The sequence below is a fragment of the Pseudomethylobacillus aquaticus genome, assembly GCF_003730115.1.
In the GTDB taxonomy this organism is placed as follows: Bacteria; Pseudomonadota; Gammaproteobacteria; order Burkholderiales; family Methylophilaceae; genus Pseudomethylobacillus; species Pseudomethylobacillus aquaticus.
Genome location: NZ_RJVP01000002.1, coordinates 396,659 through 411,824 on the forward strand (window position 1 = coordinate 396,659; position 15,166 = coordinate 411,824).

The 15,166-nt window shown below is 59.4% G+C and carries 15 protein-coding genes; 4 read left to right on the forward strand and 11 right to left on the reverse strand.

Annotated features, from left to right (window positions below; genetic code table 11):
• Positions 1 to 5: 5 nt before the first annotated feature.
• A complete protein-coding gene (locus ED236_RS05660; protein ID WP_123236963.1) occupies positions 6 to 1,190 on the forward strand; it encodes a DesA family fatty acid desaturase in 1,185 nt (394 codons plus the stop codon).
• A 201-nt stretch (positions 1,191 to 1,391) separates the two neighbouring features.
• Here ED236_RS05660 and rpmG read toward each other — a convergent pair whose 3' ends face one another.
• The 4 genes from rpmG to coaBC form a co-directional block, all read right to left on the reverse strand.
• Positions 1,392 to 1,547: a 50S ribosomal protein L33 gene (gene rpmG, locus ED236_RS05665; protein WP_013441158.1), complete on the reverse strand. Its 156-nt coding sequence runs from the start codon at positions 1,545 to 1,547 to the stop codon at positions 1,392 to 1,394.
• Positions 1,548 to 1,557: 10 nt separating this feature from the next.
• Positions 1,558 to 1,794: a 50S ribosomal protein L28 gene (gene rpmB / locus ED236_RS05670; RefSeq protein WP_123236964.1), complete on the reverse strand. Its 237-nt coding sequence runs from the start codon at positions 1,792 to 1,794 to the stop codon at positions 1,558 to 1,560.
• Between the two features lie 221 nt (positions 1,795 to 2,015).
• Positions 2,016 to 2,468, reverse strand: coding sequence for a dUTP diphosphatase (gene dut / locus ED236_RS05675; RefSeq protein WP_123236965.1), 453 nt, complete (start codon positions 2,466 to 2,468; stop codon positions 2,016 to 2,018).
• Between the two features lie 12 nt (positions 2,469 to 2,480).
• Complete coding sequence (coaBC, locus tag ED236_RS05680; RefSeq protein ID WP_123236966.1) at positions 2,481 to 3,674, reverse strand: bifunctional phosphopantothenoylcysteine decarboxylase/phosphopantothenate--cysteine ligase CoaBC; 1,194 nt, start codon at positions 3,672 to 3,674, stop codon at positions 2,481 to 2,483.
• A gap of 47 nt (positions 3,675 to 3,721) precedes the next feature.
• On the opposite strand from coaBC, the gene radC reads away from it, so the two are divergent.
• From radC to ED236_RS05695, 3 genes are all read left to right on the forward strand, one after another.
• The gene (gene radC, locus ED236_RS05685; protein WP_123236967.1) at positions 3,722 to 4,396 is read left to right on the forward strand and encodes a RadC family protein; all 675 of its coding nucleotides are present in this window, start codon (positions 3,722 to 3,724) and stop codon (positions 4,394 to 4,396) included.
• 91 nt (positions 4,397 to 4,487) lie between these two features.
• Positions 4,488 to 4,733 (forward strand): type II toxin-antitoxin system Phd/YefM family antitoxin, encoded by a 246-nt coding sequence (locus ED236_RS05690; protein ID WP_123236968.1) that lies wholly within the window; start codon positions 4,488 to 4,490, stop codon positions 4,731 to 4,733.
• Between the two features lie 12 nt (positions 4,734 to 4,745).
• The gene (locus ED236_RS05695) at positions 4,746 to 5,030 is read left to right on the forward strand and encodes a type II toxin-antitoxin system RelE family toxin (protein WP_123236969.1); all 285 of its coding nucleotides are present in this window, start codon (positions 4,746 to 4,748) and stop codon (positions 5,028 to 5,030) included.
• A 125-nt stretch (positions 5,031 to 5,155) separates the two neighbouring features.
• Here the strand turns inward: ED236_RS05695 and ED236_RS05700 are convergent, their stop codons facing one another.
• The 7 genes from ED236_RS05700 to nirB all read right to left on the reverse strand — a co-directional run bounded on the left by ED236_RS05700 (position 5,156) and on the right by nirB (position 15,135).
• Complete coding sequence (locus tag ED236_RS05700; RefSeq protein ID WP_123236970.1) at positions 5,156 to 6,001, reverse strand: PA4780 family RIO1-like protein kinase; 846 nt, start codon at positions 5,999 to 6,001, stop codon at positions 5,156 to 5,158.
• Positions 6,002 to 6,142: 141 nt separating this feature from the next.
• A complete protein-coding gene (locus ED236_RS05705) occupies positions 6,143 to 6,475 on the reverse strand; it encodes a hypothetical protein (RefSeq protein WP_240032041.1) in 333 nt (110 codons plus the stop codon).
• Positions 6,476 to 6,512: 37 nt separating this feature from the next.
• Entirely contained in the window at positions 6,513 to 9,224 is a 2,712-nt protein-coding gene (locus ED236_RS05710) for a nitrate reductase (RefSeq protein WP_123236971.1), read from the reverse strand.
• Positions 9,225 to 9,533 (reverse strand): nitrite reductase small subunit NirD, encoded by a 309-nt coding sequence (nirD, locus tag ED236_RS05715; protein WP_123237139.1) that lies wholly within the window; start codon positions 9,531 to 9,533, stop codon positions 9,225 to 9,227. It abuts the gene before it with no gap.
• A 9-nt stretch (positions 9,534 to 9,542) separates the two neighbouring features.
• Entirely contained in the window at positions 9,543 to 11,237 is a 1,695-nt protein-coding gene (locus ED236_RS05720) for a bifunctional protein-serine/threonine kinase/phosphatase (RefSeq protein ID WP_123236972.1), read from the reverse strand.
• Between the two features lie 52 nt (positions 11,238 to 11,289).
• Positions 11,290 to 12,501 (reverse strand): nitrate/nitrite transporter, encoded by a 1,212-nt coding sequence (locus tag ED236_RS05725; protein WP_123236973.1) that lies wholly within the window; start codon positions 12,499 to 12,501, stop codon positions 11,290 to 11,292.
• Between the two features lie 207 nt (positions 12,502 to 12,708).
• Entirely contained in the window at positions 12,709 to 15,135 is a 2,427-nt protein-coding gene (gene nirB / locus ED236_RS05730; protein ID WP_123236974.1) for a nitrite reductase large subunit NirB, read from the reverse strand.
• Between the last annotated feature and the right edge of the window lie 31 nt (positions 15,136 to 15,166).

A 15,166-nucleotide genomic window follows, 5' to 3' on the forward strand; every position in this document is an offset into this window, starting at 1 on the left:
CTGCTATGTTGAGTGGAATGATCGATCTACCCTGGTGGGGCGTGGTGCTGGTGGCGCTGGGCTTGACCCATGTCACCATCGCCGCGGTCACTATTTTCCTGCACCGCTGTCAGGCGCACCGTGCTTTGGACCTGCATCCCGTCATCAGCCATTTCTTCCGTTTCTGGTTGTGGCTGACCACCGGCATCCAGACCAAGCAATGGGCCTCCATACACCGCAAGCACCATGCGCGCTGCGAGACAGAAGAAGATCCGCACAGTCCGCAGACCCGTGGTATCAAAGAAGTGCTTTGGCGCGGTGCAGAGCTGTACCGCGCCGAATCCAAAAATAACGAGACCATGGACAAGTACGGCAGTGGCACCCCGGATGACTGGCTGGAACGCAATGTGTATGTGAAGCACAGCAGCCTGGGCATCACGCTGATGTTCGTGATCGATCTGGTGCTGTTCGGGCCTATCGGCATCAGCATCTGGGCGGTGCAGATGCTATGGATCCCGGTGACTGCAGCCGGCATCATCAACGGCGCTGGACACTATTGGGGTTACCGCAATTTTGCCGCCGACGATGCCAGTACCAATCTGTTGCCCTGGGGCATCCTCATTGGCGGTGAAGAGCTGCACAACAACCACCATGCCTATGCCACCTCGGCACGGCTGTCCAGCAAGTGGTATGAGTTCGATATAGGCTGGATGTACATCCGCATGATGGAGTTATCCGGTCTGGCGCGCGTCAAGAAGCTGGCACCGCAGATCCGTTTTGACTGGGCCAAGACGCGCTGTGACCTGGATACCTTGCAAGCAGTGATCACCCATCGTTTCGATGTGATGGGCAAGTACGGTCTGGTCATCAAGCGTGCCTGCAAGCAGGAGATCGCCAAATTGCGCCAGCTATCGCAACAGGAAGGGCATGAGCCGCTCACCATCGAGCGCCTGCGCCACTGGCTGCATCTGGATGCGGCGCGGCTACCGGTGCATGACCGCCAGGCTCTGGCGGCCACCTTGCGGCATAGCGCGCAACTGGAGACCCTCTATCGACTCAAGCAGGAGCTGGCGGCGATCTGGGCGCGCTCCTCGGCCAGTCAGGAGCAATTGTTGAAAGCCCTGGAAGACTGGTGTCACCAGGCGGAGGCTAGCGGTATCGAAGCCTTGCAGGAGTTCTCGCGTCGTCTGCGCAGTTACCGCATGAGCTGAAGCACAATCTGCCCCGGTGTTGCTGATGGCTCGCCGGGCCAGATGAGAGGACTACGCCAGATGTGTTGCGTCCTCTAAAGCGCCCTTGATGGACGCGCGGTGCGCAAGGCTAAAATACAGCCTTAAGGCTGTATAAAGGTAAAACACTGGACAATAAAAAAGCCCGCAGCTGCGGGCTTTTTCATGATCACCAAACCTCGATTACTTGAGCTTGGTTTCTTTGTACATCACATGCTTGCGAGCGACTGGATCAAACTTCTTGATCTCCATCTTCTCAGGCATGGTGCGCTTGTTCTTGGTCGTGGTGTAGAAGTGACCAGTACCGGCGCTGGATTCGAGCTTGATTTTTTCACGCATGATTCAGTCCTTAGATATTCTCGCCAGCGGCGCGCATATCAGCCAGAACAGCGTCGATGCCGTTCTTGTCGATGGTACGCAGTGCGGCGTTGGTGATACGCATGCTGACCCAACGGTTTTCACTCTCTACCCAGAACTTGCGATTCTGCAGGTTCGGCAGGAAGCGACGCTTGGTCTTGTTGTTTGCGTGGGATACGTTATTGCCCACCATCGGCTTTTTGCCGGTTACCTGACATACGCGTGCCATGGTTGACTCCGAATTTCGAAAAACCGAATTTATACCATAAAACCCGGATCATCCTCAAGCACAATCGCTAAATAAACCAGGATTCTTGTCCGCATGCCATGGTCATCCTTGCGCTACCAGGGTGATGCATGCGTGACAGGCGTTGAATCACCTGAGCGGCGGCCAGCAGGCTGGTATCTGGATTCACTTCGCGCGCCAGTGCTTTTGCCAGAAGATGCTTTTTAGGCCTTGCCCGTGCTGCCGAAGCCGCCTTCACCACGTTCCGATGCAGCGAACTCGTCCACCACGCTGAAGCTGGCTTGTATGACCGGCACGATGACCAGCTGTGCGATACGTTCCATGGGGTTGAGCAGGAACGATTCCTTGCCGCGGTTCCAGCACGAGATCAGCAGTTGGCCCTGATAATCCGAATCGATGAGCCCGACCAGGTTGCCCAGCACGATGCCGTGCTTATGTCCCAGACCGGAGCGTGGCAGGATCATGGCGGCATAGCCGGGATCGGCCAGATGGATGGCGATGCCGGTCGGGATCAGTGTCGTTTCACCGGGATGCAGCGTCTGGGTATGCTCAATGCAGGCCCGCAGATCCAGACCAGCCGAGCCCGGTGTCGCGTAGGCTGGCAAGGCCCCATGCAGGCGTGGATCGAGGATCTTGAGTTCTACGTTCAATGACATGGTGGTTTTCTTTCAGCGGTTTTCTGCCAGCATGGCAGCGATATGTTGCAGTAACAGGTGTGCCGAGGCGAGCTTGCTGCCCGCAGCCAGGGCGTGCTGGCCCTGATCGTCGATGAGGGTCAGCTGGGTGTCGTCTCCGCCCATGGCGATGCTGACCAAGTTGGCTGCGATCAGTGGCAGTTGTTTGGCCAGGCGTTTTTGCGCGGCGTATTCCAGTACGTTCTCGCTCTCTGCCGCAAAACCCACGCAGAACGGCGGTTTGGGCAGCGTTGCCACCTTGGCCAGAATGTCCGGGCAGGGCTCCAGTGTCAGCATCAGTGCCTGTTGCTGTTTTTTGATCTTGTGCAGCTGTGGCGTGGTCGGACGGTAATCCGCCACGGCCGCCACTGCGATGAAAACCTGCTGTTCTTCGATGTGCTGCATCACTGCATTCAGCATCTCGCCAGCGCTGGTGACGTTGATGCGCTTGACCCCCAGGGGCGTGGCCAATGCCGTGGGGCCACTGACCAGTGTCACTTCGGCGCCCATGGCCTGGGCCGCCTGCGCAACCGCATACCCCATCTTGCCGGTACTGAAATTGGTGATGGCGCGCACCGGATCGATGGCTTCGACGGTAGGGCCAGCCGTGATGAGGATGCGTTTTCCGCTCAACACTGGCTCGACGGGTGGCGTTAGCAGCATGGCGGCCAGCTGTTCCGCTTCCAGCATGCGGCCCATGCCGGTCTCGCCACAGGCTTGCACGCCTGTATCCGGGCCGAACAGACGCACGCCGTCGATCTCCAGTTGCATGGCGTTACGCTGCGTGGCCGGGTGTTCCCACATCTGCCGGTTCATGGCTGGCGCGATCATCAGCGGACAGTCGCGTGCCAGGCACAGCGTGGACAACAGATCATCGGCGCGACCTTGCACCAGTTTGGCCATAAAATCAGCGCTGGCCGGGGCTACCAGAATGGCATCCGTCTCGCGTGACAGCTCGATATGCGGCATGCCGTTGGCGATGCTGTCATCCCACATACTGGTGTATACACGGCGTCCCGACAGGGCCTGCATGGTGGCCGGGGTGATGAAGCGCGTGGCGGCTTCAGTCATCACCACCTGCACTTCGATGCCCTGTTTGACCAGCAGGCGTACCAGTTCTGCTGCCTTGTAGGCGGCGATGCCACCAGTCATTCCGAGTAATAGTTTTTTGATGTGTAGGAGTTTCATAATGGCTTGTTTGCTAATCCATTGAATTTTATCCGAAAGGCTGGGCGATGGCGATTACCGATTGGCCGGCGGCAGAGCGGCCGCGTGAAAAGCTGCTGCATCAGGGTGCGGCGGCCTTGTCAGATGCCGAGTTGCTGGCCATCTTTTTGCGCGTGGGGGTGCGTGGCTGCAGTGCGGTTGATCTGGCGCGTGCGCTGCTGGCCAGGTTTGCCAGTTTGAATGGCATCTTTGCTGCCAGCGCAACAGAGATCAGTACGGTGCATGGCATGGGGGCCAGCAAATATGTGCAATTGCAGGCCATTCTGGAAATGAGCCGACGTGCCCTGAGTGAGCAACTGCGTCAGCGCGATGCCTTGTCGTCACCGCAACTGGTGCGCGAATACCTGTGCCTGAAGCTGGGCGCAGAACCCCGTGAACAATTCATGGTGCTGTTCCTGGATGCGCAGAATCGGGTGATCTGCCACGAAGTGATGTTCACGGGCACACTCACGCAAACCAGCGTCTACCCGCGCGAAGTGGTGAAGCGCGCCCTGGAGTTGAATGCCGCGGCTCTCATTCTGGCGCATAACCACCCGTCCGGCGTGGCCGAGCCCAGTCAGGCGGATCAGCTACTCACCACCGCCTTGAAGCAGGCGCTGGCGCTGGTGGATATGCGCGTGCTGGATCACTTCATCGTGGCGGGTAATACCACCATGTCGTTTGCGGAACGTGGCTTTTTATAACGGGATACCCATTCAATTTGGCAATTAAATGCTATAAAAAAACTTAATTTGATGCTAAATTAAATGCCAATTAATTTGTGCAGAGGCCATCATGGATACGATTCTGACCAATTCAACAGTGAGCGTCACCGATCTCAAGCGTAATTATGCTGAAATCGTTAAGCAGGCAAACGAAAGCGCGATCGCTATTCTCAACCACAATCGTCCAGAAGCCTATTTATTGGCAGCTGCAAATTACGAGCGACTGATGGCTTATCTGGAAGATCTGGAAGATGCAAAGCTGGCACAAGAGCGCGCCAATGGGCCATTTGTTGATGTCAATTTGAGTGATTTGTAATCAGCCAGCTCCATGACTTACAAGTTAAGGTTTCACGAGCTTGCTTTAGCCGAGTGGCAAAAGCTGGATGGCAGTATCAAACAACCACTGAAGAAAAAGCTCGCTGAACGGCTGGAGGATCCATGCGTTGCTGCAGACGCCTTAAGCGGCATGAAAGACTGCTACAAGATCAAATTAAGGCGCATGGGTTTCAGGCTGGTGTATCGCGTCGATCAGGACATTGTTTATGTCACAGTGATCGCCATAGGCCGACGCGATAAACTCAAAGCATATGAACTTGCAGAGGAACGGCTATGAAAGCTAGCCCCAAATCAGATTCAGCCCAATGCGATGCGTTTCCTCAGCATGACTTGCTGTTCCAGTTTCTTCTGCGCTAGCCTCTTCAGCACTAGCCTCTTCAGCGCCAGGCTGTTCAGCCCTGGCTAAGTTTCCGCCTGCCGCAGCTTGCGCGCGGCTTCTTCCTTGCGTACGTCGTCAATCACACGGATCACACTCTTGAGATCGACCGGCTTGTTGCTCTCACGGAACCGGCCCGTCAGCACAGTCTCAGGCGTCAGATTGCCATGCGCATATAGCGCCCAGATCTCCTTGCCGTACTGGGTGCTCAGTAACTCAGGTGCAAAGCGGCCAAAATAAGCGCTCAGGTTGTTCACATCACGCTCCAGCATGCTGCTGGCGTGGTTGTTGCCGGCCGCGTCCACGGCTTGCGGCAGGTCGATGATGACCGGCCCTTCGCTGCCGATGAGGATGTTGAATTCAGACAGGTCGCCGTGCACGATGCCCGCACACAGCATGCGCACCACTTCATTGAGCAGGGTTTTATGGTGTTTGCGCGCATCCTCGGCGCTGAACTCCACGTCATTCAGCCTCGGCGCGGCATTGCCGTGTTCGTCGGTCACCAGTTCCATGAGCAACACGCCCTCATAAAAATTATAGGGGACGGGCACACGCACACCGGCAGCGGCCAGGCGATACAAAGCATCCACTTCGGCACTTTGCCAGGCTTCTTCCTGCGCCTTGCGGCCATACTTGGAGCCCTTTTCCATGGCACGTGCCTGACGGCTGCTTTTTACTTTGCGTCCTTCGGTGTAATCCACACTCTGGCGGAAACTGCGCTTGTTGGCTTCCTTGTACACCTTGGCGCAACGCACCTCATCACCACAACGCACCACATACACGGTGGCTTCCTTGCCGCTCATCAGCTGACGGTTCACTGCATCGATCAAGCCGTCTTCGATCAGCGACTCAAGTCTTTTAGGGGTTTTCATAGGGTGGATTGTAGGTGAGTTTGCTGCTTGCGCCCTGAAATGTGCCGCCAGAAGTGACAAAATAACCAGAAGTGACAAAATAAAAAGGGCCGCATATAGCGGCCCTTGCATTTGAGCATGGCTGATTACGCCTAAGCGGTATCACCGCCCTTTGCCACCCATGGAACCCCGGTTGAAGTCCTTGTCGCCCGGCGCGATACAGCGCCCAAAACCAAGGAAGCCGCCCTGGGTGCCATTGGGGCAGCCCTGGTTCTCCACATATTGCTTGGCCACCTGGTCGGCTTCTGCCGCCTTGCCGGTGTCCACGAATTTCCAGCGTCCGTTGGGCTGCAGGATCACCTTGTCGCCTTGAGCGGTCACAGCTTCAATGTCCACGCCCGCTTTTTGTTCAGCCCATGCCGGTGTGGCATAGGCGGCACTCAGCAAACTCATCAGCACCGCCACCGGCATCCACTTCATCACCCATTCTTGCATTGCATCTCTCCACATCTGTCCATGATCGTCGCCTGGCTCAGGCCTCGTGCTTGCCATGCAGCTTGACCAGCTGCCTCAGCTCCGGCACACAGGAGCCGCATTCGGTCCCGCATTTGAGTTTGGCTTGCAAGGCGGCCAGATTGCCACCCAACTTGATGATGTCGAGAATATCAGTTTCTGCCACATCCAGACAGTTGCAGATGATTTTGCCGCGACTGCGCTGACCGCTGGGCGGGCTGCTGAGTGGTGCCAGTGCCCAGCGTCGCAGTTCATCGGTGAACTGGCCGTTGGCCATCACTTCCTTGAGCCAGGCGGTCGCCAATATCTCGCCGACCAGGCGCACACCGGTCACCTGCTCAGCCTCGACCAGAATGCGTTTGGAGATGCCGCGTTTGGCATCGCGGTAATTGAGCATGGGCACCTCGTCGCCCATGCCCAGCAGCAGGTCCAGTTCGGCGATGATGGCCGGGTCCGGTGTGACATGGTGAGCCGCCCGCAGGATCACCGTCCCTTCCCCGCGTCCGAACAGGCCGCAACTGGCAAAATCAAACTTGGCCAGCAAGCTGCGCAGTTGTTGCAGCAAGGCCAGATTGGCACCCGAGGTGCGCATCACGGTCATGCGCCAGGGCAGGTCGATCTTCTCGACCTTGACCGCTGCGTGCTTGAGCTCCGGCTGTTTGGAGGCACGGTCAAAGGCGCTGGGCATCAGCGCATTGACGCCCAGCCCGCTCATGTACTGGCTGCCCCAGTGCATGGGAATGAAGGTCTGTGCCGGCGCCATGTCCGCCGAGTTGTGCGCGGGCAAAATGAGCGTGCCGCGCTTGTTGCTGACTTTGACCAGATCGCCATGATGGATGCTGCGGCGCTGCATGTCGTTGGCATGCATGAGGATGGCCGGTTCTTCCACATGGTTGAACAGTTGCGCCACCGTGCCGGTGCGGCTCATGCCATGCCATTGGTCACGCAGACGACCGCTGTTCAGATGCAAGGGGTGACGCGCATCGGTCTTCTCGGCGGTGGCGCGGTAGAGGGTGTTGGCAAAGCGCGCCTTGCCATCTTCCTGTTCGAACACGCCATCGGTATACAGACGTGGTTTGCCAGTGCTTGCTCCGGCCGGGAACGGCCACTGCTGGGGACCTTGGGCATCCAGTAGCGCATAACTGAGGCCGGTGATATCGAGGTCGCGGCCGCGTGTGGTCTCGCGGTGTTCGTTGAAGACCTGTTCTGCTTGCGTATACGGGAACAGTTTTTCGGCAACCGGAGCCTGCTCCAGCAAGGCGCCAAGCCGGTGAGCAAAATCAACGGCGATCTGCCAATCCGCACGTGCTTCTGCAGGGGCGGCCAGTGCCGGACGCACATGCGTGACGCGGCGCTCGGAGTTGGTCACCGTGCCTTCTTTCTCCCCCCAGGTGGTGGCAGGCAGCAGCACATCGGCGAATTCGGTGGTTTCGGTGTCGTGATAGGCTTCCTGCAGCACCACCAGCTCGGCTTTGCCCAGCGCGTCGCGCACGCTGTTGAGATCCGGCATGGACTGCGCGGGGTTGGTGCAGGCGATCCACACGGCTTTGATACTGCCATCACGCAGGCCGTTGAACATCTCCACGGCAGTTTTGCCTGGGCGTTCCGGCACGCTGGCTATGCCCCACAGTCGCGCGACTTCGGCGCGGTGCCCGGCATTGGCCAGATCGCGGTGGCCGGACAGCAAGGTGGCCATGCCGCCGACTTCGCGGCCCCCCATGGCGTTGGGCTGGCCAGTCAGCGACAGCGGCCCGGTGCCCGGCTTGCCGATCTGCCCGGTGGCCAGATGCAGGTTGATCAGTGCGGCATTCTTGTCGGTGCCGCTGGTGGACTGGTTGAGGCCCTGGCAATACATGGACAAGGTGGGTCCGGTTCCGAACCACTGTGCCGCCGTCATCAGGTCGGCTTCCTTGATGCCGCAGATATCGGCCACCATCTTGGGCGTGTATTCACGCACCGTGTTCTTCAGCGCGTCAAAGCCGGTGGTGTGCGCCTGTATGTAGCGCGTGTCCAGCAGGCCCTCCCATAGCATCAGATGCAGCATGCCGTTGAACAGCGCGACATCGGTGCCGGGCAGGATGGGCAAGTGCAGGTCGGCTGCTTCGGCAGTATCGGTACGGCGCGGGTCGACCACCACGATCTTCAGATCCGGGTTTTTAGCCCTGGCGTCTTCGATGCGGCGATACAGGATGGGGTGCGCATAGGCGGTGTTGGAGCCGGCGATGAACAGACAGCGCGTATGGTCGATGTCTTCATAGCAGGCTGGCGGCGCATCTGCGCCCAGCGTGGTCTTGTAGCCGGCCACGGCCGAGGACATGCACAAGCGCGAGTTGGTATCGACATTGTTGGTGCCGATCAGGCCTTTGGCCAGCTTGTTGAAGACGTAGTAGTCCTCGGTCAGCAATTGGCCGGAGATGTAAAAGGCCACCGCGTCCGGGCCGTGCTCACGGATGATGCTGGCGAAGCGTTCGGCCACATGGTCCAGGGCCTCATCCCAGCTGGCCCGTTGACGTAGCTCGCCGCGGTTGCGGCGCAGTTCCGGGAACAGCGCGCGTGCATCCGGCTTGGCAGTCAGGTGCAGCGTGGAGCCTTTGGTGCACAGACGGCCGAAATTGGCTGGATGATCCGGGTCGCCACGCACGCCGGTGATCTTGCCCGCTTCAGCTTCAATGATGACGCCGCATCCTACACCGCAGTAGCAGCAGGTGCTTTTTGTTTCAGTGACTGCCAATTAGAGCTCCAGATACACCATGTCGTCTTCGACTTTAACAGCAAAGCAGGCGGTATGGCCTTCATCCGGTTCTTCCGCGTCGCCGCTGACCAGGCTGATCTTCCAGTTGTGCAACGGGCAGGCCACTTTGTCACCGTAGACGATGCCTTGCGACAAGGGGCCGCCTTTGTGCGGGCACTTGTTGTGCAGGGCGAACACCTGGTCGTCCTCGGTGCGGAACACGGCGATCTCGCCTTTGGCGCTGTTGATGACGCGCGAGCCCAGACGCGGGATATCGGCGAGCGGTGTGATTTTGATCCAGTGGTTCATCATTCTCTTTCAGGAAACAAGCAACAAATAAATCAGTAATACATTCACGACCGTGGACAGCAGCGCGATCCACTGCCATTTGATCAGCCGTGCACGTGCGATGAGTGGCGTGCGCTGCGGTGGCAGGATGGGCTTGAGTTCGCCTTGTTCCAGCGCCAGCAGTAACTCTTCTGCGGTTTCAAACCGGGCAGCGGGCTCGCGTGCCACGGCTTTGAGCAGGATGTTCTCCAGCCAGTGTGGAATGTCTGGCCGGTAACGTGTGGGCGGTACCGGTTCACCAAAACGCGGGTGCTGGAACGGCTCGATCTCGCCATAGGGGTAGCGCCGTGTCAGCAGGTGATACAGCGTGACACCGGCGGCATACAGGTCGGTGGCCACGCTGGCGGTCGGCTCTTCGAACAGCTCGGGCGCCATGAAGCTGGGCGTGCCCGGGTTATGCATGGCCGGGATATGCGCCATGCCGGTGTTCAGCGCCACGCCCAGGTCCAGGATACGTAAGTGGTTACTTTCGTCCAGATGCAGATTGGCAGGCTTGATGTCGCGATGCAGGATGTTGAGTCTGTGCAGCGCGCCTAGGCCACGCATCAGCTGTATGCCTAGCCCCGCCGTTTGGCTGCTGCTGTAGTGATGGCCCTGATCCAGGCGGCGTTGCAGGGTGGCCCCCACATGCCAGCTCATCACGTAATACAGCGCAGTACGCTGTTCCATGCTGAGCGGCAGCACCTGTGGCACATAGCGTGACACCACGCGGCGTGCCAGCCATTCTTCATTGAGTAGCGCCTGCATGCTGTCGTGGTCCTCCGCCAGCGCGGGGTGCAAGGTCTTCAATACGCATACCTGGCCACTTTGCTGGTGCCGCACCCGGTACAGCAGGCTGACACGGGATTCGTGCAGCAGCTCCTGCACTTCGAAGGCATCGATGTGCTCGCCTGCTTTGAACTTGGGCGGCACGGCTAACTGACTTGCAGCAGACAGCAGATCGCTGAGCGAGTCTGCCCCCAGCGCGTCCACGCGCACTACCAGCGCCGTGACATTGTCCTGGCTGCCAGCACTGAGTGCGCTCCTGAGTAAGTGGTCGCTGACCATCTGCGGGTTGTCGTACAGGCCTAGCGCGTGGTGGATGGCTTTCTGACCCAGTGGCTCCCATACGCCATCGGTGAGCAGGGCATAGACGTCACCAGCCTGCATGGCACCTTCGGCATAATCCACGGCCAGGTGCTGGTCCAGCCCGACCGCGCGTTTCAACACATGGCGCATGTCCGGCCTGTCCCACACATGGTCCGTGGTCAGCTGAGCCAGTTCGCCGTTACGCAAGCGGTAGATGCGCGTGTCGCCGATGTGCGCCATGTAGTAGCGCTGACCACGCAGTACCAGCAACGACAAGGTGGTGGCCATGCCAGCCAGGTCGCGGTTAGCGGCGGCTTGCGCCAGCAGCCAGCGGTTGGCGGCTGTCAACACCTTGTCCAGCGCGGTATGTACTTCCCAGGTGTCAGGCGTGGCGTAGTAGTCGGACAGCACGCTGCGTACCGTCATCTCGGCTGCTTCACGGCCACCGGCATTGCCACTGACGCCATCCGCCACGGCCAGCAGTGCACCTTTGCTGGTCAATGGCTCGCCGGGTGGCGTGACCACGCCGCAATAATCTTCATTGCGGGCGCGCAGTCCGGTCTGGCTGCTTTGACCTACGCGTATCTTCAAGCTCATGGCAGGCTGCCCGGGGCGACTTGGTCTGCGTAGCGTATCATCGATGAGCTATTTATACCTTGGCCGAGGTCGCGGCGGCCGAGCCCCAGGTGGTGCGCCAGCGGTTCTTCACGCCGGTCAACCCAAGGATGGCCAGCACTGCCAGGCCGGAAAAGATCAGCAGGCCGATCTGGTAGCTGCCTGTCATCTGCTTGAACCAGCCCAGGCTGGCCGCCAGGTAGAAACCGCCAATGCCGCCTGCCATGCCGACCAGGCCGGTCATCACGCCGATCTCCTTGCGGAAGCGCTGCGGCACCAACTGGAACACGGCGCCGTTACCCATCCCCAGCACAGCCATCACCGGAACGGTGACCAGCAGCGCGCTGGTGAGGCTGGGCTGCCCCAGGCTCATGATGACCAGCAACACACTGGCCAGACCATACATCAGCAGCAGGGTGCGTATGCCGCCGATACGGTCGGCGATGTAGCCGCCTATCGGGCGTACCAGCGAGCCTGCGAACACACAGGCCGCCGTGGCATAACCGGCCACCACCGGGCCCAGGTGATACAGATCATTGAAATAGATGGTCAGCGAAGACGCCAGGCCGACGAAACCACCAAAGGTCACGCTGTAGAAGAACATGAACCACCAGGCGTCCTTGTCCTTGAGGATGGCCAGATACTGGCTCAGGGATTTGGCGGGAGGCGCATCCGGGCTGTCCTTGGCATAGATCATGTACACCACCAGCACCATCAGCAGCGGGATCAGTGCCAGACCGAATACATTGTTCCAGCCGAACGCGACGGCCAGGCCGGGGGCGAACAGCGCCGCGAACACGGTGCCGGAGTTGCCTGCCCCGGCGATGCCGAGCGCCGTGCCCTGATGTTCGGGTGGATACCAGCGTGACGCCAGCGGCAGTGCCACGGCGAAAGACGCACCGGCCACACCCAGGAACATGCCCAGCAGCAGGGCTTGCTGGAAGTTCTGGATGCCATGCAGCCATGCTGTGGCCAGTGCCGAGATGACGATGAGCTGGCCGATCAGGCCCGCCATCTTGGGCTTGATCTGATCCACCAGCACGCCCATGACGATACGCAGCAGCGCACCGGCCAATACCGGCGTGGCCACCATCAGGCCTTTTTGTGCCGGGCTCAGTACCAGATCGGTGGCGATCTGGACCGCCAGTGGGCCCAGTAACACCCAGACCATGAAACTCAGGTCGAAATACAGGAATGCCGAAAACAGCGTGGGTTTGTGCCCAGCCTGCCAGAAACTCTTTTGCATGACGTGCTCCTCAATATGTAGACCTTACCCCGTCTTGTCTCGCAAGCGCATGAGGGAGGTGATTCAGGGTGGGTGATGGGTCTTGCACTCACCCATCGTTTAACGGAAGTGATGTGCTTGCCGCAAGCACATCCCACCATCGCCTGACTGGATTCCGGCTTGCGCCGGAATGACGGTGTGTGGATCTGCCAGGGCATACCATGCTGGCTATACCGTGATGGTGTCGAACTCCTTGTGCGTGTCGCGTTTCTGCGCACGCTCGGCCCATGGGTCCACGGCACCCTGCAGCGCGTACAGCAGGCGTTCGAACGCGGCTTTACGGCCTTCCGCGTCTTCGAGGATGCGCTGCTTCACAGAATCCAGGCCGACACGTTCGATCCAGTGCACGGTACGGTCCAGGTAACGCGCTTCTTCGCGGTAGATCTGGATGAAGGCGCCCGAATATTCGATGACCTCTTCCGCCGTCTTCACTTTGCACAGGAACTGCGCGACTTCGGTCTTGATGCCACCGTTACCGCCTACATAGATCTCCCAACCGGAATCCACACCGATGATGCCCACGTCCTTGATGCCGGATTCGGCACAGTTGCGCGGGCAGCCGGAGACCGCGAACTTCACCTTGTGCGGTGCCCACATGTGGTCGAAGGCTTTTTCGATGTCGATGCCCAGTTGCGTGGAATTCTGTGTGCCGAAACGGCAGAACTCGGAGCCCACGCAGGTTTTCACGGTGCGTATGCTCTTGCCGTAGGCGTAGCCGGACGGCATGTCCAGGTCCGCCCATACCTTGGGCAGGTTCTCGCGGCTGATACCGAGCAGGTCGATACGCTGACCGCCGGTGACTTTCACCATGGGCACGGCGTATTTGTCGGCCACATCGGCGATCTTGCGCAGCTGATCCGGGCTGGTGACGCCGCCATACATGCGCGGGATCACCGAGTAGGTGCCGTCTTTCTGGATGTTGGCGTGCACGCGCTCGTTGATGAAGCGCGATTGCGGATCGTCCACCGCCTCGTGCGGCCAGGTGGAGATCAGGTAGTAGTTGAGGGCAGGGCGGCAGGTGGCGCAGCCGTTCGGGGTGCGCCAGCCCATGCCGCGCATGGCATCCGGGATATTGAGGTATTTATGGGTACGGATCTCCTGACGCACGGTCTCGTGGCTCATGTCGGTACAACCGCACACCGCCTTGCTGGTGGACGGCGGCGCATAGCCACCGCCCAGCGTGGAAGCGAGGATCTGCTCCACCAGGCCCACGCAGGAGCCGCAGCTGGAACCCGCCTTGGTCTGCTTCTTCACGTCGTCTATCGTGAACAGGCCCTTTTCCTTGACGGCCTTGACGATGGTGCCCTTGCACACGCCGTTGCAGCCACATACTTCCATCTCGTCGGTCATCGCCGACGCCTTGTCCTGACCCTGATGGCCGGTGTTGCCCAAGCTGTCCTGGCCGAACATCAGGTGGTCGCGGATCTCGTGGATGGGCTTTTTGTCACGCAGCAGCTGAAAGTACCAGCTGCCATCCGTGGTATCACCATAAAGCACGCTGCCGATGATTTTGTCATCTTTAATGATCAGCTTCTTGTAAACACCTCCCACCGCATCGTGCAAAACGATCTCTTCGGTGTCCTCGCCGCCGCTGAAGTCGCCGGCCGAGAACAGATCGATGCCGGTCACCTTGAGCTTGGTCGAGGTGACCGAGCCCACGTAGCGGCCGATCCCGAAGTTGGCCAGGTGCGTGGCGCACACCTTGGCCATTTCAAACAGAGGCGCGACCAGGCCGTAGCTGATGCCACGGTGTGCCACGCATTCACCCACGGCGTACACACGCGGGTCATAGGTCTGCATCGTGTCGTTGACGACGATGCCGCGATTGCAATAGATGCCAGCGGATTCTGCCAGTGCGTAATTGGGGCGTATGCCTACCGCCATCACCACCAGGTCAGCCTGGATTTGCTGGCCGTCCTTGAAACGCACCGCAGCGACACGACCGTCCTTGCCTATCAGTTGTTCGGTATCTTTTTGCAGCAGGAAGGTCAGGCCTTTGGCCTCCAGCGATTTCTGCAGCATCTTGCCTGCGGTCCTGTCGAGCTGACGTTCCAGCAGCCATTCGTTCCTGTGCACCACGGTCACGTCCATGCCCTGGATCTTGAGGCCGTTGGCCGCTTCCAGGCCGAGCAGACCGCCGCCTATGACCACGGCATGCTTGAACTGCTTGGCGGTGTCTATCATGGTGTCCACGTCCTTGATGTCGCGGAAGCCGATCACACCCTGCAGATCACCACCCGGGATGGGCAGCATGAAGGGCTTGGAGCCGGTGGCCAGCAACAGGCGGTCGTACTCTGCCTCGCTGCCATCTTCGGCGTAGGCGATGCGCCGCATGCGGTCTATCTTGTTGATGCGTTTGCCCACGTGCAGGGTGATGTTGTTCTCCGCATACCACTCGCGCGAGTTGAGTATGATGTCCGAGATGGTCTGCTCGCCCGCCAGCACCGGCGACAGCATGATGCGGTTGTAATTGGGGTGTGGTTCGTCACCGAACACCGTGATGTCATACAGATCGGGTGCGATCTTCAGCAGCTCCTCCACGGTGCGCATGCCTGCCATGCCGTTGCCTATCACTACCAGTTTCATTTTTTGCATTGTTTGCTCCTGCTCACGGCATCTGCCCTTA